Raw genomic sequence first — 26,074 nt, forward strand, 5'->3', positions numbered from 1 at the left:
ATTACGCGACGGAAATGCGCAAAGATAAAGTTTTCAACCGCAAAAACACGCTTACAGCTTTGCGTTAGGGCAATGTTATGTAAGAGTATTCTTTCGTATTGACCTGTGCAGCAAGATGCACAGGGACGATGCGTACCAATGAGAAAAATTCTATTGTCCAGGAGTCGTTGTGAAGCACAAAAGTACTTTCAACAAGAGCGCCATCGCGGTCGCTCTGAGCATGGCGTTTCCGGCTTTCGTCGGCGCACAAGAAGTTCCGCCGGTCGAGCCGCAGAAGATGCAGCGCGTCGAGGTGACCGGTTCGAGCATCAAGCGCACCGCAACCGAAGCTGCCGCCGCGGTTCAGGTTCTGAACCGTGATGACATCGAGAAGACCGGCCAGACGACGGCCCTGGGCATCCTGACCTCCACCGCTTCGATCTACGCCGGCAGCAACTCGGCGACCGCCAGCTCGGGCAGCTTCGCGACCGGTTCCTCGTCCGCCTCCTCGCGCGGCCTGAGCAAGGTTGCAACCCTGGTGCTGGTCAACGGCCGCCGCATGCCGCAGTACGGCCTGTCGGACAACGCACAGGAAGCCTTCACCAACCTCGACGCCATCCCGAGCGATGCGATCGAGCGCGTCGAGATCTTCAAGGACGGCGCATCGGCAATCTACGGCTCCGACGCGATCGCCGGCGTCATCAACTTCGTCCTGCGCAAGGACTTCACCGGCTTCCGCATCCGCGGCAGCTATCGCGAAGCGCAGCACTTCCACGACGACCGTAACCGCCTGGTATCGGTCATCGGCGGCTGGGGCGATATCGACACCAACGGCTTCAATACCTACGTGACCGCGGAAGTCTACAAGCGCGACGGCTACACCACCGGCGAACTGCGTCCGTACTATCCGGCATGGCACCGCCTGACCCCGGGCCGCTCGACCTGGGATGCGAAGAGCGTGCTCTCGCCGACCGGTAACTACTACACCAGCGCCACCAACTACGTTCCGGCCCCGGGCTGCCCGACCGGCGACATCGACCCGACTGACAAGCTGTGCAAGTGGGATGCCCTGCCGTACACCGGCCAGACGACCGACAACGAGCGCTACGCGGTTACCAGCATCACCAGCTTCCGCATCGGCAAGGACATCGACGCCAGCTTCGAACTCATGAACGCGGGCGCAACCAACGATTACGTGCTGGCTCCGCTGAGCACGAACAACGGCGGCACCACCACCGGTTCCTCGATCTGGTACAACGTCCTGGGCGGCAAGATGGTCGGCCCGTTCTCGTATCCGAAGCTGCCGGTCGGTCATCCGAAGAACCCGTACAACTACCCGGTCGAATACCGTGCCCGCCTGATGGACACCGGCAATGGCTTCAACTTCAACAGCACCGATAGCGAACAGACGCGCGCGATGCTGACCCTGACCGGCAACTACGCCGGCTGGGACTGGAAGTCGGCCGCAGGCTGGTCGAAGTCGACCGCCAACAAGGCGACCCGCGCGTTCAGCGCCAAGGGTTACACCGACGCGATCGTCAACGCCACCTACAAGTTCGGCCAGCAGAACGATCCGGCCCTGCTGGAAACCATGTTCCCGGTCCGTACCACCGATGGCGAAGCGGTCGTCAAGTTCTTCGACGCCACCATCACCAAGGAAGTCATGCAACTGCCGGCCGGTCCGCTGAGCGTTGCATTCGGTACCGACATCCGCAACAACTCGTACATGATGAAGAGCTCGGACAACGTCCTGCGTGGCGAGCTGGTCGGTATCTTCGGCCTGCAGGTGGACGACAATGTCAACCAGTACGCGCTGTTCACCGAAGCGTCCGTGCCGCTGACCAAGAAGCTCAAGCTGGAAGCAGCCGCCCGCATCGACAAGACCGACAACCAGGACGCACACGTGTCGCCGAAGCTGGGCCTGCTGTACAGCGCGACCGACAGCCTGCTGCTGCGTGCAACCGCTTCGGGCGGCTTCCGCGCACCGAACATCGTCGAATCGGGTAACGGCCTGGGCCGCTCCTCGGTGGCTACCGGCGTCAACGACCTGAAGCGCTGCCCGACCGCCAACGCGCTGAACGCCCTGGTGCAGAACGCGGCTGGCGCCACCACCGCCGACAAGTCGCAGGCGAACACCTTCCGCAACGCGGAATGCTCGGGCGGCCTGCCGAGCTTCGTGTCCTCGAACCCGGACCTGAAGCCGGAAACCTCCCGTTCGCTGACCGCCGGCATGGTGTTCGAGCCGATCAAGAACTGGAGCGTGGGCCTGGACTACTACTTCATCGAGCGTCGTAACGAAATCGGCAGCCGTTCAGTCACCGACATCCTGCGCGGCGAAGACAGCCTGCCAGCCGGTCAGCTGATCCGTATCGACAGCAGCGCCAGCGACAACCAGTTCCTGGCTCTGGTGAAGAAGTATGCCCCGAACACGACCCTGGCCTACTCGGTCGGCCAGCTGGGCATGATCTACAACCCGTACGTCAACAGCGGCCGCACCCGCGTCCAGGGCTTCGACTTCGACGGCAAGGGCCGCTTCAACGTGCTGGGCCAGACCGTGCGCCTGGCCATGGAAGGCAGCTACGTCTGGAAACTGCAGACCTTCAGCGTCACCGACAATGCCTACGGTCCGAACGAAACCGGTACCTACGACTACGGTTCGCGCCTGAACGTGGTGGCCAAGGCCTACCTGAAGCAGGGTGACTTCGACCACGCCGTCACCGCCAACTTCGCCAGCAGCTACAGTGCCAACAGCATTGCATCGCCGACCTACTGCGTGACCCAGAAGGTCGCCGACCAGTACATGGACACCTGCAACCGCATTGGCAGCAACACCACCTGGAACTATGCGCTGACCTACACCGGCATCCCGCACGTTCGCCTGAACGCCTACGTGGACAACGTGTTCGACCGCGCAGCGCCGATCAGCTGGCGCGGTGGCTGGGGCCCGCAGTTCCGCCGCTTCGGCGTCGCTGCAAGCTATACCTACTGATCGCTTGATCAGTAGCACCTAGCAAAAGACCAGGCTTCCGCCTGGTCTTTTTTTTGGCGCTCGGTGCGTCGATGAACTGCTCGGTGCTCGCCAGCGTCTCGCGGCGTATCTCGATGCATGTCCGGTGGCAGATGACCCATTCCGGTGTCAGGTCTGACATCTGGACACGGGCTGAGCAAGACGATCGAGTGACGCTTGAGTTCGTGTCCGAATGTCAGACCTGGCACCTATCGGACACCCTTGAGTGCGTGTCCGAATGACAGACCTGACACCTATTGGACAGACACCTATTGGAGTTCTAGCCGGGAGCGGGGCGCGCCGCCGGATTGGGTGCTGCCGGGGCCGGCGGCGGCGCGGCGTTGCGCACGGCGCCGGCACGCGGCACCGCGCGCCCGGCTTCGATGCCCGCGTTGAACAGGTTCACGATCGGCATGCCGAGGTAGGGCATGGCCAGGCTCAGGGTCAGGAAGCCGACGCCGAGGGTCACCGGGAAGCCGATGCCGAAGATGTTCAGCTGCGGCGCGGCGCGCGTCAGGATGCCCAGCGCCACGTTGGTGACCAAGAGGGCGGCCACGATCGGCAGCGCCAGCTGCAGCCCGCTGGCGAAGATCTTGCCGCCCCAGCGCGCCAGCTCGAGCGGGGCGTTGCCCGAGAATGGCGTGCTGGAGATCGGCAGCGCATGGAAGCTTTCGGCCAGCGCCGCCAGCAGCACCAGGTGCGCGTTCACGGCCAGGAAGGCCATGGTCGCCACCAGCGCCAGGAACTGGCCGACCGCCGACGAGCGGCCGTGCGAATTCGGGTCGAAGAAGACGGCGAAACCCAGGCCCATGCTCATGCTGGCCACCTCGCCGGCGTACTCGATGGCGGCGAACACGATGCGCATGGCGAAGCCCATGGCCACGCCGATCAGGAGTTCCTTCACCAGGATCAGGATGCCGGCCCAGGAGGTCGGATCGACGGCCGGGATATCCGGCACGGTCGGAGCGATGACCGAGGCCAGCAGCACGCCGAGCGCGACCTTGATCGACATCGGCACGCCGGCATTGCCGAACAGCGGCGCGCTGGCGACCAGGCCGAGGATGCGCGTGAGCGGCCACAGCAGCCCCGCGATCCAGGCGTTCATTTCGCCCGTGGTCAGGCTCAGCACGCGCCCGTTCCCCGCGTCAGCCGATCAGGCCGGGAATGCTGGTGAACACCTGGCGCATGTAGTCGAGCATGGTGGACAGCATCCATGGCCCGGCCACGACCAGGGCGACGAAGATGCCGACCAGCTTGGGAATGAAGGACAGGGTGGCTTCGTTGATCTGGGTCGCGGCCTGGAAAATGCTGATGATCAGGCCGATGATCAGCGCCACCAGCAGCATCGGGGCGGCCACCATCAGCGTGACCTCCATCGCGGTGCGGCCCATGGTCATGACGGATTCGGGAGTCATGCGCGCCTCTTACTCTTAATAACTCTTAATAAAAACTCTGGGACAGCGAGCCCAGCAGCAGCTGCCAGCCATCGACCAGCACGAACAGCATCAGCTTGAACGGCAGCGAAATGACCGCGGGCGACATCATCATCATGCCCATCGCCATCAGCACCGAGGCCACCACCATGTCGATGATCAGGAAGGGGATGAAGATCGCGAAGCCGATCTGGAACGCGGTCTTCAGCTCGCTCGTGACGAAGGCCGGAATCAGGACCCGCAGCGGGATGTCTTCCGGCCCCTGCAGGGCGGGCGAGCGCGAGATCTTGACGAACAGCGCCAGGTCGGACTGGCGGGTTTGCTTGATCATGAATTCCTTGAGCGGCACCACGCCCCGGTCGAGCGCTTCGCTCATCTGCATCCTGTTCTGCTGCAGCGGCAGGTAGGCCTCGGTGTAGATGCGATCAAAAGTGGGGCCCATCACGAAGAAGGTCAGGAACAGCGCCAGCCCGACCATCACCTGGTTCGGCGGCGCGGTCTGGGTGCCGATTGCCTGGCGCAGCAGCGACAGCACGATGATGATGCGGGTGAAGGCGGTCATCATCAGGAGCGCCGCCGGCAGGAAGGTCAGCGCGGTCAGCAGGATCAGGGTCTGTACCGGCAGCGAGTAGGCGGTGCCGCCGCCCGGCGCCGGGCTGGTGGTGAAGGCCGGGATGCCGGGTTGGGCCAGTACCGCCAGCGGCAGCAGCGCCAGCCCGGCGAGGGCCGCGCCCTGCAGGAGTGTCTTATTTCGCATTACGTTTGTCTATCGTGTTCTTGAGCCAGTCGCCGAAGCTGGCGGCGCCGGGCGTATGGGCGGCCAGCGTGGCCTGCGCCTCGGCCCCTTCCTGGCGCGGCATGGTGGCCAGGGCATTGACCCGTCCCGGCGAGGCGCCGACGACGATCCACTGGTCGCCCACCTCGACCACCATGATACGCTCGCGGCCGCCGATATTGAGCGCGCCGACCAGCTTCACGTTGGCGCTGGCGCCCATGGCGCGCGGGCCGTAACGCTTCAGGAACCAGGCCAGGCCGAGCAGCAGGCCCAGCACCAGCACCAGGGCCAGGATGGTCTGCAGCAGGCTGCCGGTGGCCGGCGCGCTCGACGCGGGCATCACGACTTGCGGCGGGCGCTGGTCCGGGCCCGGACGCGTGACTGCCTGCGGCGGCGCCGGCGTCGCCGCCGCAGTCTGCTCGGCCGCGGCCGCGGGCAGGGTGTCGACGGCGGCCGGGCCGGGGGCCTGCACCGGCGTCGAGACCGGACCGGAAGGCGCGGGGCGAGCCGGCGTGGCAGGGCGGCCGGCCGTGGTGGCGCCGCGCGGCTGGGATGGGGTTTCTTGCGAGGCAGGGGCCGGGACCGGGATCGGGGCCGTCGCTGCGGGCACGGCCGCCTGGGTGGCGAGTGCGCTTTGTTGCTGCCGGGTTGCCGGCGCCTGGTCAGCGCCGACCGGTGCGGCACAGGCTGCCAATGGCGCAAGCAGCAGTGCCGCGACGATCCGTAGGGTGGTCATTTATTCAGTTTTCTGATCCGTTCCGATGGCGTAATGATATCAGTCAGGCGGATACCGAACTTGTCGTTCACGACCACGACCTCGCCCTGGGCGATCAGGCAGCCGTTGACCAGCACGTCCATCGGTTCGCCGGCCAGGCCGTCGAGTTCGACCACGGAACCCTGGGCCAGCTGCAGCAGGTTCTTGATCGCGATCTTGGTGCGGCCGAGTTCCACGGTCAGCTGGACCGGGATGTCGAGGATGAAGTCGATGTCGTTCGGCGTTTCGTTGCGCGTGCCCTTGTTCGAGAAATCCTTGAACACCGCCGCGGTGGCGGTGGCCTGCTGCTGTTGCTGGCGTTCGAGCGCCGCCGCTTCGGCCGCGGCCTGCTCGGCAATCGCCGCGCCCCAATCATCGTCGAGTGCGCTTTGGTCGTCCTGGGTATCAGACATGGTGCTCTCCTGTGTCGCCTGCGGCTGGCGCAGGCGGATTCATACTGTTATTTGTTGAAGCTGTCGCTGTTGGCGAGCAGTTTTTCGACCTTCAACGCGTACTGGCCGTTGAAGACGCCATAGCTGCAATCCATCACCGGCACGCCGTCCACCGTCGCCTGCAGGGTTTCCGGCACCGTGATCGGGATGATGTCGCCGATCTTCATGTTGAGGATCTCGTCGAAGTTGGCGCGGCCTTCGCCCAGCACCGCCACCAGTTCGACCTCGGCGACCTGGATCTGCTGCGTCATCAGGCGCACCCAGCGCTTGTCGACTTCCAGCGCTTCGCCCTGGATGCTCGAGGTCAGCGCGTCGCGGATCGGCTCGATCATCGAGTAGGGCATGCAGAAGTGAATCTGGCCCGACACCGAACCGAGTTCGATGGTGAAGGTGCAGGACACCACGACCTCGTTCGGGGTCGCGATGTTGGCGAACTGCGTGTTCATTTCCGAGCGGATGTACTCGAACTCGATCGGGTACACCGGCTCCCACGACTTGGCATAGGCCTCGAACACGATGTCGAGGATGCGCATGATGATGCGCTGCTCGGTCTGGGTGAAGTCGCGGCCTTCCACGCGCGTGTGGAAACGGCCGTCGCCGCCGAACAGGTTGTCGACCAGCAGGAACACGAGGCCCGGGTCGAACACCATCAGCGCCGTGCCGCGCAGCGGCTTCATGTGGATCAGGTTGAGGTTGGTGGGGACCACCAGGTTGCGGATGAATTCGCTGTACTTGGAGACCCGCACCGATCCCACCGAGACTTCGGCGCTGCGGCGCAGGAAGTTGAACAGGCCGACCCGCAGGTACCTGGCGAAACGCTCGTTGATGATCTCGAGCGTCGGCATGCGGCCGCGGACGATCCGCTCCTGCGTCGCCAGGTTATAGGTGCGTACCCCCGAGGTGTCTTCAGGCGCCGCAATGTCGTCCTGATCGCCGTTGACCCCCTTGAGGAGGGCATCGACTTCTTCCTGTGAGAGGAAATTATCGGCCATGGTGCTTCGGTGACTGTTCTTTACTGGATGATGAACGAGGTAAACAGGACGTCGGTGACGTCCTGCTCGTCGCCGCCCTTCTCGAAGGGCTCCTGGACGATCGCCTGGATTTCGGCGGCAAGCTGCTGCTTGCCTTCGACCGTGCTGATCTCCGAGGCCTTCTTGCCCGACAGGAGCAGCAGCACGCGGTTGCGCACGATCGCCATGTTGTCCTTGATGAGGGTCGCCTGTTCGGCGCCGCCGACCTGCAGCGTGAACTGCACCTGCAGGTACTGCTCGCCGTTTTCCGGCTGCAGGTTGACCGTGAAGGCCTCGACCGGCACGTATTCGGGCTTGAGGCTGGCATCCTTCTTTTTCTTCTTTTTGGATTCCTTCGGGCTGTCGTGCTCGGCCGCTGCCGCGTCGCCGCCGGCATGCATGAAATACCAGGCCGCGCCACCGCCGCCGCCGAGCAGCAGCACGGCCGCCGCAGCGATCACGATCAGCTTCTTCTTGGAGCCGGCCGGCGTCCCTGCTGCGGCATCTGCCTTCGGGTCGACCTTTGTTTTTGCTTGCGCCATCGAGATGTCTCTTTACTGCCTAAAAGAATGATTGCGTCATTATGGCATTATCGTAGGGAAACCAAGACCGCCAAGCCCCGAAAAGAGGGAAGAAGGGACGGTTTTCCCACCGATTGTTGTACCGGCGTGTTGACAGTGCGATAAGCGACTCAGGCGAAGGTATCGACCAGCCCGTTGTCGCCCAACACCACGGTGCGCGTCGCCGGCCGTGCCGTGTTGTCCTCATTCGCCGCGGCGCCGCCGGCCGCATTGCCCGAGCCGCTGGCGCCATGGTTGCGGCGCTCGCCATCCTGCTGGGCCTGGCGCTGGTCGGACACGCCGGCGTCCACGGTGGCGTTACCGAGCGCGATGCCGTTCTCGCTCATCATCTCGCGCAGGCGCGGGAGGGCGTTTTCCAGGGCCTGGCGCACTTCCTGCTGGTTCGACGAGAAGGCCACGCTGGCCCCGTCGTTGCTCACGCTGAGCACCACCTGCACCGGACCGAGGTCCGGCGGGTTCAGGGTCAGGGTCGCGGCCTGTTCCTTGCCGACCATGTAGACGATGCGCTGGCTGACCTGGTTGTCCCAGGCCTGGGTGCCGACGCGCGCCGGAATCCGGTCGCCCGGCACGGCAGCCGGCGCGGGTGCCGCTTCCAGCTTGGCCGCCTGGGCCTGCAACTGGGTGACGGCAGGCAGAGGCGCTTCCACAGCGGCCGCGCCCGCTGCATCGCGCGCCTGCGGCTGCGCCTTGCCGCCGTCGGCCTGGACCGCTGCCTGGGCGCCCTGCTGCAGCGTGCGCAGGTCGGTGGCGTCCTGCGCCGCAGGCTGGACGCCGGCCGCCAGCGAGAAACCGGCCGCGTCGCCGTCCGCGGCAGGCAGCGCCGGATCGGCCGCTGCGGCGCCGTCCGTCGTCGCCAGCTTCGCGAAAGCGGACTGGAGCGCCGACAGCTGCAGGTCGGCGCCTGCGCCAGCCGCGCCGGCTGCCGGGGCGGCCGCCACGGCTGGTGCGGCCGGGGCCGGCTGCGCCAGGCTGGCCATGAAGGCGAGCATGTCGGTGACCGGGGTGGTCGCGGCTTCGGCGGCGGCGCTGGCCGCTTCGGCAGCCGTCGCATCCTGGACCGCATCGGCCGCTTCGCCCGTGCTCGCTGCCTGCTGGGCCGTGGCGGGGGCGTCGGGCGCCGCCTCGTGCTGCCTGGCCGGCTCGCGCGCCGGCGTTTTCGGGCCTGCTGCGGCCGGCTTGTCGGCCGGCTTGGCCGGTGCGGCCTGCCTGCTTGCCGGAGCGGCTGCCGGGGCCGGCATCGGAGCGGCGGTCGGCGCCATGGCGCGCGACAGCGTGGCGCTGAAATCGACGCCTTCGGGCGACTGCACGCCGGCCGAAGGCGAACGCTGCGGCTGGGCCGGCGCGCCGGCGCCGGAAACCTGGAACGGAAGGGTAGTCGTCTGCATCGTCATGGTGGATCAGCTTTCATTCACCGTTGTTTGTAGCGGGCGCCACGGGCCGCGTGGTCGTCCATCAGTTTCTGGTCGCGCTTGTTCTCGAGCGCCAGCGCCTCGCTTGCGGCGCGTTCGTTCAGGGTGCGGTAGGACAGGCGCTTGCGCTCGCTTTCCTGCCATGCCTTCTTTTCCATGTCCGCCTTGTACTGCGCATGCTTGATCACTTCGCGCTGGCCGATGATGGCGTTGTCCAGCTTGCCGATGAAGGCGACGAAGTTGTGGTAAGCGAAGGGCGTGATGCCCGCCATCTGCGCCGCGTCGAGCTTGCGCACGTACTCGTCGCGGTAGCCGTCCAGCATCACCAGCTTCTGCTCGGCTTCTTCCACGGCCTTGAGGGCGCTGCCCAAGCGCTTGGCAATCGCGTCGGAGTCGCGCTGCGCAAGGTCGATCAGTGTCTCGAGGGCGGAAGGATTGGCCATGATGGATCAGATTGTAGTTCCACCCGGCAAATTCCAATCATTGGAATAGAGAGCTTAATTGCCCCAAGCTTTCCAGCATGCCCGCGTTGTCATGGATTTCCTGGCACAGGAAGTGCTCGATCTGCTCGTGCTTGGCGATCGCCTGGTCCAGCACCGGATCGCTGCCGGCGGCGTAGGCGCCGACGCTGATCAGGTCGCGCGAGCGCTGGTAGCGCGAGTACAGCTGCTTGAGCTTGCGCGCCGCCAGCTGGTGCTCGTGGGTGGTGATGCCGTGCATCGCCCGGGAGATCGATTGTTCGATGTCGATCGCCGGGTAGTGGCCGGCTTCGGCCAGGTGGCGGTTCAGGACGATGTGGCCGTCCAGGATGCCGCGCGCGGCATCGGCAATCGGGTCTTGCTGGTCGTCGCCCTCGGACAGCACGGTGTAGAAGGCGGTGATCGAGCCGCCGCCCTCGACGCCGTTGCCGGCCCGTTCCACCAGCACCGGCAGCTTGGCGAACACCGAAGGCGGATAGCCCTTGGTGGCCGGCGGCTCGCCGATCGCGAGGGCGATCTCGCGCTGGGCCATGGCGTAGCGGGTCAGCGAATCCATGATCAGCAGCACGTTCTTGCCCTGCTCGCGGAAGTGTTCGGCGATCGCGGTGGCGTAGGCCGCGCCCTGCAGGCGCATCAGGGGCGGGGAGTCGGCCGGCGCGGCCACCACGGCCGAGCGGGCCCGGCCTTCCGGCCCGAGGATCTGTTCGATGAATTCCTTCACCTCGCGGCCGCGTTCGCCGATCAGGCCGACCACGATCACGTCGGCGGTGGTGTAGCGCGCGATCATCCCCAGCAGGACCGATTTGCCGACACCGGTGCCGGCGAACAGGCCGAGGCGCTGGCCGCGGCCGACCGTCAGCATGGCATTGATGGCGCGCACGCCGACGTCCAGGGTTTCCGAAATCGGCGCGCGGTCGAGCGGATTGATCGGGCGCGCGTTGAGCGGACCCACCTCGTCGTTGCTGAGCGGGCCCTTGCCGTCGAGCGGGCGGCCGGCGCCGTCGACCACGCGGCCCAGCAGCTGCATGCCGACCGGCAGGTGGCGCGCGCGGTCGCTCGGGCGGCGCCGCGGGTGCTGCACGGTGCCCGGTTTCGGCAGCGCCGACTCGACCGGAAACACGCGCGAGCCCGGCACCACGCCCTCGACGTCGCTCTGCGGCATCAGGAACAGGCGCTCGCCCTCGAAGCCGACCACTTCGGCCTCGATCCGCAAGCCGTTCGCCACCGGGATGGTGCAGGCGCTGCCGACGGCCAGCTTCAGGCCGACGCATTCCATCACCAGCCCGGCCACGCGCGTGACGCGGCCCGAGACCTGCATCGGCTCGGCCAGGCCGACCAGGGAATCGCAGTCCTTGATGAAGGACTTCCAGCGGGCGGTGTGGCGGTCGGTTGTTTGCGTCGTCATCGGTTCGTTTTTCGTAGGGTGGGCGGCTTTGCCGCCCACGCGTTCAACAGCCGCCAGCACGGCCGCGATATATCAAGTTGAAGCTATCACCGCGTGGGGTGATCTGGTCCAGTGGACCAGATCACAAGCCGCCCACCCTAGGTCAACCAATCAACGTTACTTTGCAGCGCATGGGTCAAGCGCGCCCAGCGCGCCCCCGCCTGCGCATCGATCTGGTTGCTGGCGGTATCCACCTTGCAGCCGCCGCGCGCGACCGCGGCGTCGTCGACGATGCGCCAGCCGCCCTTGAGTAGCTCCTGGCCCATGGCCTGGCGCACGATCTCGGCGTCTTCCGGATGCAGCGTGAGCGTGGCCGGCTGGGCCAGCACCGGCAGGTAGCCGATCGCTTCCTGCACCACCGGCAGGATCAGTTCCGGGCGCACGTCGAAGGCAGTGCGCACCATGCCGCGCGCCAGGCGCAGGGCCAGTTCCAGCACGTCGTGGGCGATGGTTTCGTCGGCCTGCACCACGGCCTCGCTGAAGGTCGCGGCGATCGAGCGCAGGTGTTCCAGTTCGCTTTCCGCTTCGAGTTGGCCGGCCCGGGCGCCGTCCGCGTAACCCTCGGCATGGCCGGCGGCCCGGCCTTCCTGCAGACCTTCGGCATAGCCCTCGGCGCGCGCCTGTTCGCGGATCGCTTCCAGTTCTTCGGCGGTCGGCAGCGCGATGTGGGGGACCAGTTCGACCGGCTGCGCGGCCGGCTCCGGCGCAGGCGGCGGCGCCATCGCGGCGCGGCGCGCCTGGGTGCTCGGGCGCTCGTCGCCGAACGAGGTCATTTCCCAGCGCTGGTAGGCGCTTTGCTGTTCCTTTGGAATCATCAGATGAACGAATCCTCGCCTTTACCGCCCAGCACGATCTGGCCTTCGTCCGCCAGGCGGCGCACGATCTGCAGGATCTGTTTCTGCTGGGTCTCCACTTCCGACAGGCGCACCGGACCTTTTGATTCCAGGTCTTCGCGCATCATCTCGCCGGCACGCTGCGACATGTTCTTGAAAATCTTGTCGCGCAGGTCTTGCGAGGCGCCTTTCAGGGCGATGATCAGCATCTCGGACTGCACTTCGCGCAGCAGCAGCTGGATGCCGCGGTCGTCGATGTCGATGATGTTGTCGAACACGAACATCTCGTCCATGATCTTTTGCGCCATGTCGTTGTCGTAGTTCTTGATGTTGTCCATCACGGCCGCTTCCTGCTCGCCGCTCATGAAGTTCAGGATCTCGGCTGCGGTGCGCACGCCGCCCAGCGAGGACTTCTTGATGTTCTCGTTGCCGGACAAGAGCTTGGTCAGCACGTCGTTCAGCTCGCGCAGGGCGGCCGGCTGCACGCCGTCCAGGGTCGCGATGCGCAGCACCACGTCGTTGCGCAGGCGCTCGGTGAAGTGGGCCAGGATTTCGCAGGCCTGGTCGCGCTCGAGGTGCACCAGGATGGTGGCGATGATCTGCGGGTGCTCGTTGCGGATCAGTTCCGCCACCGAGGGCGAGTCCATCCACTTCAGGCTTTCGATGCCCGACGCGTCCTTGCCGCCCAGGATGCGGTTGAGCAGGACGGCGGCCTTGTCGTCGCCCAGCGCCTTGGTCAGCACCTGGCGGATGTACTCGTCCGAGTCGAGGCCGACGTTCGAATGCAGGTTGGTCTCTTCGACGAAGGCTTCCAGCACCTTGACCACTTCGGTGTGCTGCACCGACTTCATCTGCGCCATCGCGGCGCCGAGTTTCAGCACTTCGCGGGGGCCCAGGAACTTCATCACTTCGGCCGCTTCGGCCTCGCCCAGGGCCAGCATCAGGATCGCTGCCTGCTGTACGCCTTCCTTGTCCTTGTCACTCATTTGATCCCAACCATGCCTTGATTACGTTTGCAACGATCCGCGGGTCTTCGCGGGCCAGGTCCTGCGCCAACTGCAGGTTCGCCCGGTAGCCCTGGGCGCGGCGTTCGACTTCCTGTTCCTCGAGCTCTTCCGGATCGGGCTCGCGCTCTTCTTCCGGCACTTCTTCCTCTTCCGGTTCCGGTTCCGGCGGCAGGGCGGTGACCTCGTCGAACTTCTTGATCGCGGGGCGCATCAGCGGCAGCAGGATCCGGTAGTAGAGGAAGGCCAGCACCGCGAACAGCAGCAGGTACTTGCCGATCTCCTTGGCCAGCGGCAGGTTGGCCGGGTCGCGCCACCAGTCGAGGCTAGGCGGGGTGTCGTCCGGACGGTCGACGCCGTCGAACGGGGCATTGGTCACGTTCAGGGTGTCGCCGCGCTGCTGCGAATAGCCCATCGCCTGCTTCACCAGCTCGTTGATCTGGGCCACTTCGGCGGCCGCCAGCGGTTTTACCACGATCTTGCCGGTCTTCGGGTCGACCGAGCGGCGGTGGTTCACCACCACGCCCACGGTCAGGCGCTTGATGCCGCCCATCGGACGCTGCTCGTAGCGGATGGTCTTGTCGACTTCGTAGTTGGTGGTGGCGTCCTTGCGGGTCGGGCCATTGGCGGCCGGCGCACCGGCGCCAGGTGCCTGGCCGTCGATCGGCGCAGTGGCCACGCCCGGCGGCTGGTTCGACAGCGCACCGGGGATGCCGGAAGCGCCGGCGCCCGGCTGGGTCGACTCGGAGGTCTGCTGGCTGCGGATCGCCTGCGGTTCCGGCGGCGAATTCGGCTTGTACATCTCGGCGGCGGTGTCGACCTGGGCGAAGTCGATCTCGGCGGTCGCCTCGGCGCGCACGTTTTCCTTGCCGACCAGCGGGGCGATGATCGATTCGACCTGCTTGATGATGTTCTGCTGGACCTGCTCGACGTATTTCAGCTGGGTCGCGTCCAGGCCCTTGCTGCCGGCCTTGTTCGAGGTGTCGGACAGCAGGTTGCCGTTCTGGTCGACGACGGTGACGTTGCCGACCGTGAGTTCCGGCACGCTGGACGCGACCAGGTGCACGATGGCGCTGACCTGGCCCGGGTCGAGGGCGCGGCCCGGCTGCAGGTTCAGCAGCACCGAGGCGGTCGGCTTCTGCTGGTCGCGCACGAACACCGAGGGCTTCGGCAGCGCCAGGTGCACGCGCGCGGCGCTGACCGAGCCGAGCGACTGGATCGAGCGCGCCAGTTCGCCTTCCAGGGAACGCTGGTAATTCACCTGTTCCAGGAACTGGGACACGCCCAGCTTCTGGTTTTCCATCAGCTCGAAGCCGACGTTGCCGCCCTTGGGCAAGCCCTGGGCAGCCAGTTTCAGGCGCAGGTCGTGGATCTGCTCGGCCGGGACCAGGATCGCGCTGCCGCCTTCGGAGAACTTGTACTTGACCCCCATCTGGTCGAGCGAGGCGGTGATGGCGCCGCCGTCGCGGTCGCTGTAGTTCGAGAACAGCACGCGGTATTCCGGCGCCTGGCTCCACATCCAGAGCACGGCCATGATGGCGACCACCAGCGCGATGCCGCCGCCGAGCGCGACGCGCTTGCCCATCGTGGTCTGCAAAAATCCCTGTTTCGCCTCTTGCTCGGGCGTCGGGTTGTCGATCAGTTCGTCAGCGGCTGCTGCCATGGTAGGTGTGGTTGTCCGGAAGGGGGGAATAATAGCAACTGAATGGCATTATGAAGCCATAGAGCAACATTCAAACCATGAAATAGGGGTGGAAATCCCCGCTTCTTCGGCCGAGGGATTTGCCGGGGCGCTGGTAATCTTGCAGCCTGAACAAATTGGATTCCTCGACAGGCAGGAGAGAACGATGAGTATTGGCGGAATCGGCGGCATCGACAGCAGCCGCATCCAGGCGATGATGGAACAGCTGAAAGCCGCGGCGAGCAAGCCGGCGGCCGGCCCCTCTGCCATTGCTTCGCCCGCAGGCCTGGGCGGGCTCGCCCCGCAGGGGGGCGTTGCCAAGCTCGACTTCGCGGATGCGCTGAAGAGCTCGCTGCAGCAGGTCAGCAACACCCAGAAGACTGCGGAAGAACTCGGCAAACGCTTTGCCATGGGCGACGACACGGTGAGCCTGTCCGATACCATGATCGCGATGCAGAAATCCAGCATCGCCTTCCAGGGCACGGTGCAGGTGCGCAACAAGCTGGTGTCGGCCTATCACGACATCATGAACATGCAGGTGTGAGCTGACTGGGGCAGAGACGACGAACCGGCCGCACGGCCGGTTTTTTCATGGGCGCAAAGAACGCTGCGCGCCTATTGATGAGTAATTTTGCTTAATTCCCTGGCCTATTCATGAATCCGCTGCATGAATACGCCGCCAGCCTCAGGCCGCCTGGCCTTCCTTGCGGTGGAAGGTGATCGGGATGCTGCCGTCGCGCGGGCTCGGTTCCGGCAGCAGCGAAGCCAGGGTGTGGCGGTCCAGTTCGGCCAGGTAGGCGGAAGTGGCGTTGCCGAGCACGCCCTTGAGCGCGCAGGCCTTGACCAGCCCGCAGGGATTGCCGGCCGGGTCGAAGCACTCGGCCATGTAGAAATCGCTTTCGCTCTGGCGCACCACGGCGCCGATGTTGATCTCTTCCGGCTTGTGCGCCAGGCGGAAACCGCCGTTGCGGCCGCGGATGGTCTCGATGACGCCGTTGCGGCCCAGTTCGTGCACCACTTTCATGAGGTGGTTCTTCGAGATGCTGTGCAGGTCCGCGATTTCCTGGATCGTCACCAGGCGGCCGGGATTGCTGCCGAGGTGGAGCAGGGTCCGCAAGGTGTAATCGGTGAAGGAAGTCAGGCGCATGGTCAGGGAAGTATACCGCATGCATGCTGGCGGTGCTCGCAAACTGCCTATCCCATTGGCATGCATATCGACCAGCAATTACAAACCATTACTTGATTTGCCGTTCTTGTCGTTTCAATATGTCGGGAATCCGGGCCAGGCAAGCCAGTCGGCCCGTCGTTGTTTGCCGGAGTCAGCCCATGCAACCGATCTCTTCCGCCGTACACATCATGCACACCGATCCCATCATGACGGTCGGGTTGCATGCCGTCCTGGCCGACCAGCCCGGCCTGCGCGTCACTACCCATCTGCGCCAGCCCGAAGCGCAGCGCGTCGCCCGGGTCGTGGTCACCGATTACGACACCGGCGTCGCGCTGGCGCGCCAGGCCGCGCTCGGCAGCCAGCCGCCCGGCGTGCTGGTGGTGACCCAGTTCGACAAGGAGTGGGAAGTGCGCCTGGCCATGGATGCAGGCGTGGCCGGCTACCTGCTGCAGTCCTGCGGCACCGACGAACTGGCGCACGCGGTGCAGCAGCTGGCGCGCGGCCAGCGCTACCTGAGCGAATCGATGACCCGCAGCGTGGCCGACAGCCTGACGCGCGAATCGCTCACCGGGCGCGAGACCGACGTGCTGCAGCTGCTGGCCCAGGGCTGCTGCAACAAATCGATCGCGCGCAAGCTGGGCATCGGCGTGGGCACCGTCAAGACCCATGTGAAAGGCGTCATGAGCAAGCTCGACGCCACGGCGCGTACCCATGCCGTGGTGGTCGCCACCCAGCGCGGCCTGATCCGGCCCGGCGCCGGATCGTCGGCCGGCTGTTCCGCCTGATACGGCCGCAGATTGTCGCGTCAAACCCCGCGCACCACCCATTGCCCGTCGCGCTCGAAAGCGACGCGGTTCTTGCCCGCATTCTTCGCGACATACATGGCCGCGTCGGCGCGCGAGAGCAGCTTGTCGGCGCTTTCGCCGGCACGCAACAGCGCCATCCCGATGGTCGCGCCGGGTTCGGTCCGCCCGGCCAGCTCGGGGTAGGGCTGGCTGGACGCCTGCAGGATCTTGTCCACCACCTGGGCGGCGTCCTGCCAGGGCTCGTGCAGGTGGTCGAGCAGCACCACGAACTCGTCGCCCGCCCGGCGCGCCACCTCGTCGGTGCGCCGCACCGAGTCCGCGAGCCGCCGGCCGAAGGCGATCGGCACGGCATCGCCCGTTTCGTGGCCGCACAGGTCGTTGACCTCCTTGAAACCGTCCAGGTCGATGAACAGCAGCACCACCGGACGCGGTTCGCGTCCGGTGGCGTCGATCGCGTGCTGCAGGCGCCCCATGAATTCGTAGCGGTTGGGCAGGCCGGTGAGGAAGTCGTGGGTGGCGCGGAAGTGCAGCTGCTCGGACATGCGGCGCTGCTCGGAGACGTCGCGCATGAAGGCATGGAAGTAGCGCTCGCCGCCGACCGGCACCAGTACAGCAGTTCCCCGACCGCGCGCGTATTCCACTCGAGCCAGCGATAGCCGCCGCGCGCATGGCGGTAGCGGTTGCGAAAGCCGGTGGCCATGCCGCCGCGGTAGATCTTCTCGGCTTCGGCCAGCGAGGCCGCGACATCGTCCGGATGCACGAAGTGGATGAAGGGCTGGCTGGTCAGTTCGTCCTGGGTCCAGCCCAGCACGTCGGTCCAGACCGGGTTCACCTGGCGCAGGAAGCCGTCGGTGCCGGCGATCGCCAGCAGGTCGGGCGACAGCGTGAAGAAGGCGTGGCGCTGTTCCAGCGCCCGCTTCTGTTCGGTGACGTCGATCAGCTGGGCGATCAGGCATTCGGGCGCGCCGCCATCAGCGCGGCTGAGCGACACCGTCAGCAGGCCGCAGACCTCACGACCGTCGGCATGGCGGTAGCGCTTCTCCAGGTTGTAGGAGTCGATGTCGCCGGCCAGCAGCTTGTTGATCAGGGTCAGGTCGGCGGGCAGGTCGTCCGGGTGCGAGATCTCCTGGAGGCTGCGCGCCAGCAGTTCGTCGCGCTCGTAGCCAAGGATGCGGCACAGCGCGGGGTTGACCTCGATCCACTGGAGATTCACCCCCATCAGCGCCATCCCCACCGACGAGTGGGCGAAGGCGGTATGGAACAGGTCGGTCGTCTGGCTCGGCGTCGGCATCTTGTTATCGCGATAACGGGATAACGAAGTGTGGCCGATCTACTGTTCGGTACCTACTGCAATTGCTTAAAAGTAATGGTTGTCAGGCCAGGCCGGCCAGGCGCGCGTTGCGCTCGCGTTCGAGCTTGGTGATGTAGCGCTGCACGCCGGCCATGCCGCCGCGCGAGATGTCGGCGAACTGCAGGCCGAGGCGGCGGTTGGTCTTGTTGTTCAGCAGTGTCAGGTCGAGCGAATTGCGGATTTCCAGCGACACCGAGATCGGGCCGATCTCGGGCAGCTCGATGCGGCAGTTCGGCAGGATCTCGCCGATCGTCGTGCTGAGCTGGAACTTGTTGTCGAGGATGGCGATGCCGCCGCAGCTGATGTCGTGCAGCGGGAACACGCCGGTGCCGCCGCCATGTTCCACCGGCAGCGGGATGATCGCACGCACCGGGTTCGACACCGGGGTCTCCATCCGGTAGTACTCGCGGCGTTGCAGGCGGATCAGGTTCGGCGGGATGTCGGCGCGCAGGGCAGCCTCGCCTTCGAACAGGGTGGGGCGCAGGTTCTCGGCATTGAACAGGATGCGGATCTTGTCGAGCGTGGTTTCGCAGCGCACCTTGCCGGCCTCGATGATGCGCTCGTTCTGCATGCGCTCGATCGAGCGGTCCAGCACCATGGTGTTGGTGTCGGGATCGACTTCGAGGACGGTGGTGACGCAGACGTCGGCCTCGCCCTTGACCAGCATGCGCACCAGCTGGTGCTTCTCGCCGATCTGGCGCAGCAGCGCCACGACTTCACGACGCGACGCCACCTCGTAGTCGTGCCAGTTGTCCAGTTCCTGATTATTCATTGCTTATACCGGCGTTGGCCGCGTCGTCCAGGTTGAGGTGGGGCGTCGGATCGGGAGGGAGCGGAAGCGCTGCCTCCTGCTTTTGAGCCGACTCAATATGATATAGCCACGCCAACAGTTCCGCAATTGCGCGATACAGCGCCGGCGGAATCTCGCGGTCGAGGTCCACCTGCATCAGCAGCGACACCAGTTCCTTCGATTCGTGGACGAACACACCGGCCTCCTGGGCACGGCGCATGATCTGCTCGGCGACCAGGCCCTGGCCCTTGGCCACGACCTTCGGCGCCGGGTCGCCGCTGCCGTAGGCGAGGGCGACGGCCTGCTGGCGCCGTTGTTCCGGTCCGCTCATGGTTCGCCGCCGCCCTCGACCGCGCGCACCTCGAAGCCGGCCAGCCGGGTGCCGGCCGCCTCCAGCGCTTCGGCCAGGCTGCCCATGTGGCGGCGCAGCAGTCCGGCGCTGGCCTCGCTGCCGGCCGCGAACTGCACCTGCACGCGCCCGCCGGCCAGCGTCAGGCGGGCGTCCAGCTCGCCCAGTTCGGGAAAGCGCAGGCGCAGGCGGCTGTGCCAGGGCGTGTCGGCCTCGGCGGCGCCATCCTGGCCTTCGGAAGTGTCGCGCTGCACTTCCAGCCGCATCGGCTGGCCCGGCCACAGGTTGCCCTGCCAGGCGACTTGCGCCTGCTCCTGGGTGGCCAGCTGCAGGTTGATGAACTGGGCGGTGGCCGGGTCGAGCGGCTGCTGGCGCACGCCTTCCCTGGCCAGCTGCTGCTGCGGCTCGGCATTCAGCTCGGCCAGGGCGCGCGCGCCCTGCGCCCATTCGGCCACGTGCGATTCGTAGAACAGGCCGCTTCTACCGACCGCCTGCTGCAGGCCGGCCGCGATGCTGGACGCATCGGCGCCGGCCGCGGCCACGACCGGCGTACGGCCCAGGGCCGCGGTCATCGGCGTGTCCGCCTTCTGCGCGGCCGCCAGCACGCCGCCGATGGTCTTGCCGGCCTGGCTCAGGGTCGTGGTATTCGCTTCGGCGCCGAAGGACTGGGCGGCGGCGCCGGCCGCGCTCGCCTGCAGCAGCGCCGCGGCGCGCCCGACGGCGGCGCCTTCGCGCATGGCGAGCGGCGCCTTGCCCGGGTCGGCGCCCTGGGGCAGCGGCGGGCCGGCCTCGCTGAACACCGGATTGGCCCCGCTGCCGACCTGGAAGGTGGGACGCGGCTGCACCGATACCAGCGTGAGCGGCACGTCGGCGCCGACCTTGCTGCCTGCCGGCAGCTGCATGCGCGCGGGAATGTTGGCGACCTTGACGACGAAACTGCCGTCGCCGAGCCTGGCCAGCACCTCGCCGTGCAGCGCCTTGCCCAGTTGCGGGGCGAGGGCGCGCTGGAAGGCCTGCTGGCGCGGATCGTTGAGATGCTCGACCGGCCGCGCCGGGGTGGCGGGCCCGACGACCGGGACGAGCTCGCGCGGCAGCATGCTGGTGCGTCTGGGCCGGCCTTGCGGCCTTAGATACCGTAGGCGCGCGCGACGCGGCGTTCGGTGGAGGTGTTGTTGATCAGGGCCGACAGGCGCGCCATCCACGGGGTGGTGAGGTCGCGGATCTGGCGGTCGGCGGCGAGCATGCGGCGGATCGCGTCGATCTTCTTGACGCGCTGCGGGCCGGCCAGCGGCTGCGGCTCGTTTTCCTTGAGCTGGCGGACGTGCAGGGCGCACTGCTGCTCGAGCTCGGCCAGGCGGTCCCAGTCGCTGTCGTTGGCGGCGCGCAGCATCTGGTCGGTGATCACTGCCATGGTTTCGTACACGTCGACGATATCTTCGCTGGTCATCTGTGGCATGTTCTTCAAGCACTCATCAGGTTCGGGGCGCGTGCCGGCGCCGGGGCGGCTGCGGTCGCGGTGGCAGGCGCGGCGGCAACTTGCGGGTCGATCGCGTTCCAGGCGTCGCGCAGCTCGGACAGCAGGGCATGCGCTTCTTCCAGGATGGCCGGGTCGTTCGCCAGGTTGGCCTTGAGCAGGCGGGCGCTGATGTATTCGTACAGCGCGTCGAGGTTCTGGGCGATCTCGCCGCCGGCCTTCTTGTCGAGCGCGGCGCGCAGGCCGTTGTCGATGATGTTGATGGCCTTCGAGATGGCGGCGCCCTTGGCGGCGACGTTGCCGGCCTTCATGTTGGTGATGCCGCTCAGGATCGACACCATGGCGCCGTCGTACAGCATGACGATCAGTTTGTGCGGGGAGGCGGCGGCGACGCCGGTCTCCAGACCGACTTTCGCATAGGCGCCGACGCCGCGTTGCATGGTTCCAAACATCGTGTTCTCCAGGTTAAGGCTTAGCTTGCGTTCCGGGTCAGGGCCGCAAGCTGCTGGGTCAGGTAAGCCGAGGTCGATTGCATCGACATCAGGGCGGTGTCGAGCGCAGTGAACTGGGCCCGGTAGCGTTTTTCGATGGTTTCCAGGCGCGATTCGAAACGGTCGCGCGCGCTGGTGACGGACTTGAGCGTGACATTCAGGCCGTCGGTCTTGCTGGTGAGCAGGCTGTCCTTGCCGGTAAAGCCCGACGCCAGGTTGGTCAGCTCGAAGGCAAAGCCTTTCGAAAAGCTGACCGTGCCGCGTTCGCCGATGGCGCCGCCCGTGATCGAGATCTGGATGCCTTCCGCCGGCGAGCCGGCCGCGGCGGTCAGGGTCTGGCCGTTGCCGGTCGCGGCGACGCCGCCGATGGTGCCGACCACGTTCTTGCCCTTGGCCGGGGCGCCGCTGCCGAACAGCTGGGCCGGGTCATAGCCGCTGACGAAACCGATCTGGATGCTCGAGGTGTCGCCGTACTTGCTCGAGGAAATCGAGATGCTGCCGTCGTCCTCGACCTTGGTCTCGACCGTGTCGCCGGCGGCGGCAAAGGTGGAATTGCCGTTGATCGCGGCGCGCAGCATCGCGGCCAGCTCGGTGTTGGTATAGCTGCCGGCCGTCAGCTTGATCTCCTGGATCTTGCTTTCGGTGACGGGGTCGGTCTGGTTCAGCGTGACGCGCCACACCGTGTTCGTGGGAATCGTGGCCCTTCCAGTGACCGGCGCGGCGCTGGTGAGCGTGCCCTGGGTCGCCATGTGGTCGATTTTTACGGCATAGGTGCCCGGCTTGGTCGCCGCGCTCGACTTGTCGAACTTGATCTGGCCGTCGGTGGCTGCGCCCATGGCCGCGAACAGGCCGCCGATCTCAGCGAAGTTCTCGTTGATTGCCTTGTTCAGCTTGCTCGAATCGACGCTCAGGTTGCCGTCCTTGCCGAACGAGATGCCGACTTGGCTGAGGGTGGTCAGCTTGCCGCCCAGGCCTTCGACGGTGCCGCCCAGCGCGCGCCGCAGCTGGCTCTGGATCGAACGCACGGACGCATCGCCCTGCAGGATCCCGGCGGTCTTGGTCTCGGCGTTGTAGCCGGCCAGGCTCGAGATCGTCTTGTTGAGGTCGTTGTAGGCCTTGACGAAGTCGTTGACGGCGGCCGAGACCGAGCCGGTGTCGCGCGTCACGTTCAGGGTGCTGCTGCCGAGTCCGACGATGTCGAGCGACACGCCCTGCACCGCCTCGGTGACGGTGGTGCTGCTGCTGCGGATGTCGATCCCGTTCATGTTGAGCAGCGTGTCCTGGGCTGCGCTGGTCTGGGTCAGGCCTTGCACGCCGCCCGGATCGTGGCCGAGCAGGGCGGCGATGGCCGGATCGCCGTCCGCGCCGTCGACGCCGCCAACGCTGATCTTCATCGAGGACTTTTCGCCGGTCTTGTTCGAAGTCAGCACCAGGTGGTAGGGATTGGCGCCGCCATCGGACACGATCGTCGCGGTGACGCCGATATTGGCCTTGTTGATGGCGTCGCGGATGCCCTGCAGCGACTGGTCGCCGGTGTCGAGCGTTACCACGCTGCTGGCCTGGGAACCGTCCTGGCCGAAGCGGGCGCCGTCCAGGTAGCTGCCGGCGCTGCCGGCCGTGAAACCGGCGGCGGCCGGGTTGCTGCCCCCGATCAGGATCTGGCTGCCGTCCTTCGACGTCAGCGTCACGCCGGCGGTGCTGGTGGCGCTGGTGCCGGTATTGGGCTCGCCCAGGCCCTTGGTGCCGCCGGTGACCGCGCCGCTGCCGCCGATGACTTCCGCGATGGTCAGGTTGGAGCCGTCGGCCGCGGTGAATTGCAGGTCGCCGTCCACGGCGCTACCGGTGAAGCTGATGTTGGCCGCCGTCAGGGCCGCGGCCACGGTGCCGCCGGCCAGCGCATTGTCGACCTGAAGGGCGGTGAGCGAAGCGCCACTGCCGGCCTGCGCGACCTGCACCCCGCCCACCGTAAGCGCATAGCTGGAGGTGGACACGGTGGTGACGGTGTCGAAACTGGCGAACAGGCTGGCGGAACTGGTGGAGCTGCCGGCCTTGGCGGTCACGCCGGTGGTGTCGCTCTTGGCATTGATGGCTTCGGCCAGCTGGGCCGCGCTGCGCGTGGTCGCGCCGGTGGTGATGGCGGTGCCGTTGAGGCTCAAGGAACCGTCGCTGATGCCGCCGGTGGCGATCGACGCGCCCAGTGCGCTGCCGGCAACCCCGAAGCTCGCGCCGCTGACGCTGCCGAACTGGAAGGTCAGGATGGTCTTGGCAGTGCCGCCAATGGTCGCGCTCATGCTGGCGCGGCCGGCGGTGCTCAGGCTCTGGGCCGAGGCCATCTGGGTGACGTTGATCCGGTACTTGCCCGCGACTGCGCCGGCGCCGGCGCTGCCGGTGAACACGTCCTTGTCGCCGCTGCTGGCGTTCAGCGCGCTGAAGGTCGCAGGAGAATTCAGGGAGGTGAGGGCGCCCTGGAAGGAACCGACCGCCGCACTGACCTTGCTGAAGGCCGCCATGCGCTGCTGCAGCGCCGCCGACTTCTTGTCGAAGTTGGCCAGCGGCGCTGCTTCGGCCGCCATCAGCTTGCTGACGAGGCCGTCGACGTCGAGGCCGGAACCGATGCCCGATGAACTGATGCCCACTTTGTTTCTCCCGTGAAAGCGATAATGTAAGTCATTATCGACAGAAGCAAACGGGACTTAAGAGTGGGAAATGTGTCTCAATTCAAATAGATGAGAAAAGATGCCTGACCACTGCCAGGCGTGCGGGGACGCGCTGCCCCGCGAGGGGAGCGCGCCGCGGTGCTGTCCAATACAGCTCAGGCCGTTTGGCTGATCAGGAGACCGCGCATCTTGTCGAGCGACTTGGCAATCTCGAGCGCTTCGACCGAGGGGATCTGGCGCACCACTTCACGGGTGTTCTGGTCAATGATCTTGACCACGATGTCCTTGCTGTCCTCGTCGATCGCGAATTCCAGGCTCTGCGAGGACACGCGCATGCCTTCGTTGATCTTCTTGACCGCGTCGCCGACCTGTTCGCGCGAGGGCGCAGGGAGGGCGCCTTCCTGGCCTTCGGCGGCCGTGGCGGACCTGACGGTCTTCACGGCGTGGGTGGTCGGCTGTTCGAGCGCCACCGGCGGGCGTTCCTCCAGCCGTGCTGCCGCGGGTGAACCAAGCGATTGGATGTTCATGGGACTTCCCTAGCGAAAAATCCTCGGCTGAATTTCTTCAGCCGAGGAATGTTCTACTGCACCGATGGACTTGCTAGTCCGTCAATCATTAGCCACGCAGGAGCGACAGGACGCCATTCGGCAGCGAGTTCGCCTGGGCCAGCATCGAGGTGCCGGCCTGCTGCAGGATCTGGCCGCGGGTCATCTTTGCGGTTTCAGCTGCGAAGTCGGTGTCGACGATGCGGCTGCGCGATGCGGACAGGTTCTCGGTCGACGACGACAGGTTCGAGATCGCCGATTCGAAACGCGACTGCAGTGCACCGTATTCGGCGCGCTTGCTGTTCACCGCTGCCAGGGCTGCGTCGGCGATCTTGATGGCCATCTGGGCGTTGTCGAAGCTGGTCACGTCCAGGTTGGCGACCGACTTCAGGTCCGAAGCGCCGGTCAGGCCGGTGCCGGAGGTGCCCTGTTCGGTGACCGAGAAACCCTGCTCCGAGTCCAGCGACACGCGGCCCACCGCCTTGCCGGTTTCGCCGGCGAGGACGTCGCCGCCCTGCAGGGCGCCGGCGGAGGTGTAGTTCTCCAGCTTGACCTTGTCGGAACCGGTCTGGTTGGCGACGTTGATGTTCTCGCCGCTCGAGTTGGTCAGCTTGATGCCGCCGTTGTCGTAGGATGCGGTGACGCCGGTCTTCGACGACTGGGCGTTGAACGCGCTGATCGCCGCAGCGTAGCCGTCCGCGTCAGCCTTGGCGCCGATCTTGAACGAGATGGTCACGGCTTCGGACGCGGTGTTGTTCGAGTCCAGCTTGATGGTTACGGCCGAGCCGGCAGTGACGGTGAGCTTGGCTTCGGTGGTGGCGGTAGCGGACACGCCGGTCTTCGCGCTTTCGGTATTTACCTTGGCGGCAATCGCCTTGGCGCTTTCCGCCTGGCCCGGGCCGATGTCGATCTTGGCCGGACCCTGGAAGCCGTTGATGGTGATGGTGCCGGCGCTGATGGCGGCAGTAGCGGCGGTACCGGCGACCGGTGCACCCGAGGTCTTGGTGTTGTTGCCGTAGGTGCTGGTGCTGAAGTTCGCACCGCCCATCGAGATCAACTGGCCTGCATTGGCGCCGACCTGGAAGTTGGCGGTGCCCATGGTGCCGTCCAGCAGCTTCTGGCCGTTGAATTCGGTGGTGTTGGCGATACGGTTCAGTTCCGAGGTCAGCTGGGTGACTTCAGTCTGCAAAGCCTTGCGGTCGCTGGCCGAGTTCGACGAGTTCGACGACTGCACTGCCAGTTCGCGGATACGCTGCAGGATGTCGCCCGAGCTCGACAGGGCGCCTTCAGCGGTCTGGGCCATCGACACGCCGTCGTTCGCGTTGCGGGTCGCCTGGTTCATGCCGCGGATCTGCGAGTTCATGCGGTCCGAGATGGCGAGGCCGGCAGCGTCGTCCTTGGCGCTGTTGATGCGCAGGCCCGACGACAGGCGCTGGATCGAGGTGTTCAGGGAAGCTTGCGAGGTCGACAGGTTACGCTGCGAGTTCAGGGATGCAACGTTGGTATTGATTACGGATGCCATGGTATTTCTCCAGACTTGTATTTCTAGGGTGGGCCACTGTGCCCTGTTCACTTTGGTGCGCCACGCTGTTCCGTGACGAT

The 26,074-nt window shown here is 66.1% G+C and carries 26 protein-coding genes and 1 pseudogene; 3 read left to right on the forward strand and 24 right to left on the reverse strand.

Going from position 1 to position 26,074, the window contains the following annotated elements; all coding sequences use genetic code 11:
- Positions 1–169 precede the first annotated feature (169 nt).
- Positions 170–2,968 (forward strand): TonB-dependent receptor, encoded by a 2,799-nt coding sequence (locus AB3347_RS13505; RefSeq protein WP_369092328.1) that lies wholly within the window; start codon positions 170–172, stop codon positions 2,966–2,968.
- A gap of 298 nt (positions 2,969–3,266) precedes the next feature.
- Here AB3347_RS13505 and fliR read toward each other — a convergent pair whose 3' ends face one another.
- The 13 genes from fliR to fliF all read right to left on the reverse strand — a co-directional run bounded on the left by fliR (position 3,267) and on the right by fliF (position 14,823).
- Entirely contained in the window at positions 3,267–4,115 is an 849-nt protein-coding gene (fliR, locus tag AB3347_RS13510) for a flagellar biosynthetic protein FliR (protein ID WP_369092329.1), read from the reverse strand.
- A gap of 16 nt (positions 4,116–4,131) precedes the next feature.
- Positions 4,132–4,401: a flagellar biosynthesis protein FliQ gene (gene fliQ / locus AB3347_RS13515; protein WP_369092330.1), complete on the reverse strand. Its 270-nt coding sequence runs from the start codon at positions 4,399–4,401 to the stop codon at positions 4,132–4,134.
- Between the two features lie 25 nt (positions 4,402–4,426).
- Positions 4,427–5,176, reverse strand: coding sequence for a flagellar type III secretion system pore protein FliP (fliP, locus tag AB3347_RS13520; protein WP_369092331.1), 750 nt, complete (start codon positions 5,174–5,176; stop codon positions 4,427–4,429).
- Positions 5,166–5,930 carry a flagellar biosynthetic protein FliO gene (fliO, locus tag AB3347_RS13525; RefSeq protein WP_369092332.1) on the reverse strand — a complete coding sequence of 255 codons (765 nt, stop codon included), beginning with the start codon at positions 5,928–5,930 and terminating at the stop codon, positions 5,166–5,168. Before fliO ends, fliP begins: the two co-directional genes overlap by 11 nt.
- Positions 5,927–6,361 carry a flagellar motor switch protein FliN gene (fliN, locus tag AB3347_RS13530; protein WP_369092333.1) on the reverse strand — a complete coding sequence of 145 codons (435 nt, stop codon included), beginning with the start codon at positions 6,359–6,361 and terminating at the stop codon, positions 5,927–5,929. The genes fliO and fliN overlap by 4 nt, the downstream gene beginning before the upstream one ends.
- A 47-nt stretch (positions 6,362–6,408) precedes the next feature.
- Positions 6,409–7,392 (reverse strand): flagellar motor switch protein FliM, encoded by a 984-nt coding sequence (gene fliM, locus AB3347_RS13535; protein WP_277482297.1) that lies wholly within the window; start codon positions 7,390–7,392, stop codon positions 6,409–6,411.
- Positions 7,393–7,412: 20 nt separating this feature from the next.
- The gene (gene fliL / locus AB3347_RS13540) at positions 7,413–7,952 is read right to left on the reverse strand and encodes a flagellar basal body-associated protein FliL (RefSeq protein ID WP_369092334.1); all 540 of its coding nucleotides are present in this window, start codon (positions 7,950–7,952) and stop codon (positions 7,413–7,415) included.
- Positions 7,953–8,101: 149 nt separating this feature from the next.
- Positions 8,102–9,382: a flagellar hook-length control protein FliK gene (locus AB3347_RS13545; RefSeq protein WP_369092335.1), complete on the reverse strand. Its 1,281-nt coding sequence runs from the start codon at positions 9,380–9,382 to the stop codon at positions 8,102–8,104.
- Positions 9,383–9,399: 17 nt separating this feature from the next.
- Complete coding sequence (fliJ, locus tag AB3347_RS13550) at positions 9,400–9,843, reverse strand: flagellar export protein FliJ (RefSeq protein WP_369092336.1); 444 nt, start codon at positions 9,841–9,843, stop codon at positions 9,400–9,402.
- Positions 9,844–9,880: 37 nt separating this feature from the next.
- Positions 9,881–11,284 carry a flagellar protein export ATPase FliI gene (gene fliI, locus AB3347_RS13555; RefSeq protein WP_369092337.1) on the reverse strand — a complete coding sequence of 468 codons (1,404 nt, stop codon included), beginning with the start codon at positions 11,282–11,284 and terminating at the stop codon, positions 9,881–9,883.
- Between the two features lie 137 nt (positions 11,285–11,421).
- On the reverse strand, positions 11,422–12,138 hold the full coding sequence (gene fliH, locus AB3347_RS13560) for a flagellar assembly protein FliH (RefSeq protein WP_369092338.1): 717 nt from the start codon (positions 12,136–12,138) through the stop codon (positions 11,422–11,424).
- Positions 12,138–13,142, reverse strand: a complete 1,005-nt coding sequence (gene fliG / locus AB3347_RS13565) for a flagellar motor switch protein FliG (protein WP_027864431.1) — start codon at positions 13,140–13,142, stop codon at positions 12,138–12,140. The genes fliH and fliG overlap by 1 nt, the downstream gene beginning before the upstream one ends.
- Positions 13,135–14,823: a flagellar basal-body MS-ring/collar protein FliF gene (fliF, locus tag AB3347_RS13570; protein WP_369092339.1), complete on the reverse strand. Its 1,689-nt coding sequence runs from the start codon at positions 14,821–14,823 to the stop codon at positions 13,135–13,137. Before fliF ends, fliG begins: the two co-directional genes overlap by 8 nt.
- A gap of 184 nt (positions 14,824–15,007) precedes the next feature.
- Between fliF and fliE the strand changes: the two genes are divergently transcribed.
- The gene (gene fliE / locus AB3347_RS13575; protein ID WP_369092340.1) at positions 15,008–15,385 is read left to right on the forward strand and encodes a flagellar hook-basal body complex protein FliE; all 378 of its coding nucleotides are present in this window, start codon (positions 15,008–15,010) and stop codon (positions 15,383–15,385) included.
- Positions 15,386–15,526: 141 nt separating this feature from the next.
- Here the strand turns inward: fliE and AB3347_RS13580 are convergent, their stop codons facing one another.
- Complete coding sequence (locus tag AB3347_RS13580; protein ID WP_369092589.1) at positions 15,527–15,988, reverse strand: Rrf2 family transcriptional regulator; 462 nt, start codon at positions 15,986–15,988, stop codon at positions 15,527–15,529.
- A 179-nt stretch (positions 15,989–16,167) separates the two neighbouring features.
- Between AB3347_RS13580 and AB3347_RS13585 the strand changes: the two genes are divergently transcribed.
- Positions 16,168–16,794 (forward strand): LuxR C-terminal-related transcriptional regulator, encoded by a 627-nt coding sequence (locus AB3347_RS13585; protein WP_369092341.1) that lies wholly within the window; start codon positions 16,168–16,170, stop codon positions 16,792–16,794.
- 20 nt (positions 16,795–16,814) lie between these two features.
- Here AB3347_RS13585 and AB3347_RS13590 read toward each other — a convergent pair whose 3' ends face one another.
- The 10 genes and pseudogenes from AB3347_RS13590 to AB3347_RS13635 form a co-directional block, all read right to left on the reverse strand.
- Positions 16,815–17,456 carry a diguanylate cyclase gene (locus AB3347_RS13590; RefSeq protein ID WP_369092342.1) on the reverse strand — a complete coding sequence of 214 codons (642 nt, stop codon included), beginning with the start codon at positions 17,454–17,456 and terminating at the stop codon, positions 16,815–16,817.
- 41 nt (positions 17,457–17,497) lie between these two features.
- Positions 17,498–18,106: pseudogene (locus AB3347_RS13595) on the reverse strand (PAS domain S-box protein); the annotation flags it as partial.
- An 82-nt stretch (positions 18,107–18,188) separates the two neighbouring features.
- The gene (locus AB3347_RS13600) at positions 18,189–18,938 is read right to left on the reverse strand and encodes a flagellar brake protein (RefSeq protein ID WP_369092343.1); all 750 of its coding nucleotides are present in this window, start codon (positions 18,936–18,938) and stop codon (positions 18,189–18,191) included.
- Complete coding sequence (locus tag AB3347_RS13605; protein WP_369092344.1) at positions 18,931–19,287, reverse strand: EscU/YscU/HrcU family type III secretion system export apparatus switch protein; 357 nt, start codon at positions 19,285–19,287, stop codon at positions 18,931–18,933. Before AB3347_RS13605 ends, AB3347_RS13600 begins: the two co-directional genes overlap by 8 nt.
- Positions 19,284–20,402 carry a flagellar hook-length control protein FliK gene (locus AB3347_RS13610; RefSeq protein ID WP_369092345.1) on the reverse strand — a complete coding sequence of 373 codons (1,119 nt, stop codon included), beginning with the start codon at positions 20,400–20,402 and terminating at the stop codon, positions 19,284–19,286. Before AB3347_RS13610 ends, AB3347_RS13605 begins: the two co-directional genes overlap by 4 nt.
- Positions 20,403–20,431: 29 nt before the next feature.
- Positions 20,432–20,761: a flagellar protein FliT gene (locus tag AB3347_RS13615; protein WP_369092346.1), complete on the reverse strand. Its 330-nt coding sequence runs from the start codon at positions 20,759–20,761 to the stop codon at positions 20,432–20,434.
- A gap of 5 nt (positions 20,762–20,766) precedes the next feature.
- Positions 20,767–21,231, reverse strand: coding sequence for a flagellar export chaperone FliS (gene fliS / locus AB3347_RS13620; protein ID WP_369092347.1), 465 nt, complete (start codon positions 21,229–21,231; stop codon positions 20,767–20,769).
- Positions 21,232–21,251: 20 nt separating this feature from the next.
- Complete coding sequence (gene fliD / locus AB3347_RS13625) at positions 21,252–23,906, reverse strand: flagellar filament capping protein FliD (protein ID WP_369092348.1); 2,655 nt, start codon at positions 23,904–23,906, stop codon at positions 21,252–21,254.
- 176 nt (positions 23,907–24,082) lie between these two features.
- On the reverse strand, positions 24,083–24,454 hold the full coding sequence (locus AB3347_RS13630; RefSeq protein ID WP_369092349.1) for a flagellar protein FlaG: 372 nt from the start codon (positions 24,452–24,454) through the stop codon (positions 24,083–24,085).
- An 88-nt stretch (positions 24,455–24,542) separates the two neighbouring features.
- Complete coding sequence (locus AB3347_RS13635) at positions 24,543–25,994, reverse strand: flagellin (RefSeq protein ID WP_369092350.1); 1,452 nt, start codon at positions 25,992–25,994, stop codon at positions 24,543–24,545.
- Positions 25,995–26,074: the final 80 nt, after the last annotated feature.

This window comes from Massilia sp. X63 (genome assembly GCF_041023745.1).
In the GTDB taxonomy this organism is placed as follows: Bacteria; Pseudomonadota; Gammaproteobacteria; order Burkholderiales; family Burkholderiaceae_D; genus Telluria.

Bases quoted from the DNA above. Each gene is read 5' to 3' on its own strand.
- fliQ (WP_369092330.1), bottom strand. From the start codon at position 4,401: ATGACTCCCGAATCCGTCATGACCATGGGCCGCACCGCGATGGAGGTC.
- fliP (WP_369092331.1), bottom strand. From the start codon at position 5,176: ATGCGAAATAAGACACTCCTGCAGGGCGCGGCCCTCGCCGGGCTGGCG.
- fliO (WP_369092332.1), bottom strand. From the start codon at position 5,930: ATGACCACCCTACGGATCGTCGCGGCACTGCTGCTTGCGCCATTGGCA.
- fliN (WP_369092333.1), bottom strand. From the start codon at position 6,361: ATGTCTGATACCCAGGACGACCAAAGCGCACTCGACGATGATTGGGGC.
- fliM (WP_277482297.1), bottom strand. From the start codon at position 7,392: ATGGCCGATAATTTCCTCTCACAGGAAGAAGTCGATGCCCTCCTCAAG.
- fliL (WP_369092334.1), bottom strand. From the start codon at position 7,952: ATGGCGCAAGCAAAAACAAAGGTCGACCCGAAGGCAGATGCCGCAGCA.
- AB3347_RS13545 (WP_369092335.1), bottom strand. From the start codon at position 9,382: ATGACGATGCAGACGACTACCCTTCCGTTCCAGGTTTCCGGCGCCGGC.
- fliJ (WP_369092336.1), bottom strand. From the start codon at position 9,843: ATGGCCAATCCTTCCGCCCTCGAGACACTGATCGACCTTGCGCAGCGC.
- fliI (WP_369092337.1), bottom strand. From the start codon at position 11,284: ATGACGACGCAAACAACCGACCGCCACACCGCCCGCTGGAAGTCCTTC.
- fliH (WP_369092338.1), bottom strand. From the start codon at position 12,138: ATGATTCCAAAGGAACAGCAAAGCGCCTACCAGCGCTGGGAAATGACC.
- fliG (WP_027864431.1), bottom strand. From the start codon at position 13,142: ATGAGTGACAAGGACAAGGAAGGCGTACAGCAGGCAGCGATCCTGATG.
- fliF (WP_369092339.1), bottom strand. From the start codon at position 14,823: ATGGCAGCAGCCGCTGACGAACTGATCGACAACCCGACGCCCGAGCAA.
- fliE (WP_369092340.1), top strand. From the start codon at position 15,008: ATGAGTATTGGCGGAATCGGCGGCATCGACAGCAGCCGCATCCAGGCG.
- AB3347_RS13580 (WP_369092589.1), bottom strand. From the start codon at position 15,988: ATGCGCCTGACTTCCTTCACCGATTACACCTTGCGGACCCTGCTCCAC.
- AB3347_RS13585 (WP_369092341.1), top strand. From the start codon at position 16,168: ATGCAACCGATCTCTTCCGCCGTACACATCATGCACACCGATCCCATC.
- AB3347_RS13600 (WP_369092343.1), bottom strand. From the start codon at position 18,938: ATGAATAATCAGGAACTGGACAACTGGCACGACTACGAGGTGGCGTCG.
- AB3347_RS13605 (WP_369092344.1), bottom strand. From the start codon at position 19,287: ATGAGCGGACCGGAACAACGGCGCCAGCAGGCCGTCGCCCTCGCCTAC.
- AB3347_RS13610 (WP_369092345.1), bottom strand. From the start codon at position 20,402: ATGCTGCCGCGCGAGCTCGTCCCGGTCGTCGGGCCCGCCACCCCGGCG.
- AB3347_RS13615 (WP_369092346.1), bottom strand. From the start codon at position 20,761: ATGCCACAGATGACCAGCGAAGATATCGTCGACGTGTACGAAACCATG.
- fliS (WP_369092347.1), bottom strand. From the start codon at position 21,231: ATGTTTGGAACCATGCAACGCGGCGTCGGCGCCTATGCGAAAGTCGGT.
- AB3347_RS13630 (WP_369092349.1), bottom strand. From the start codon at position 24,454: ATGAACATCCAATCGCTTGGTTCACCCGCGGCAGCACGGCTGGAGGAA.
- AB3347_RS13635 (WP_369092350.1), bottom strand. From the start codon at position 25,994: ATGGCATCCGTAATCAATACCAACGTTGCATCCCTGAACTCGCAGCGT.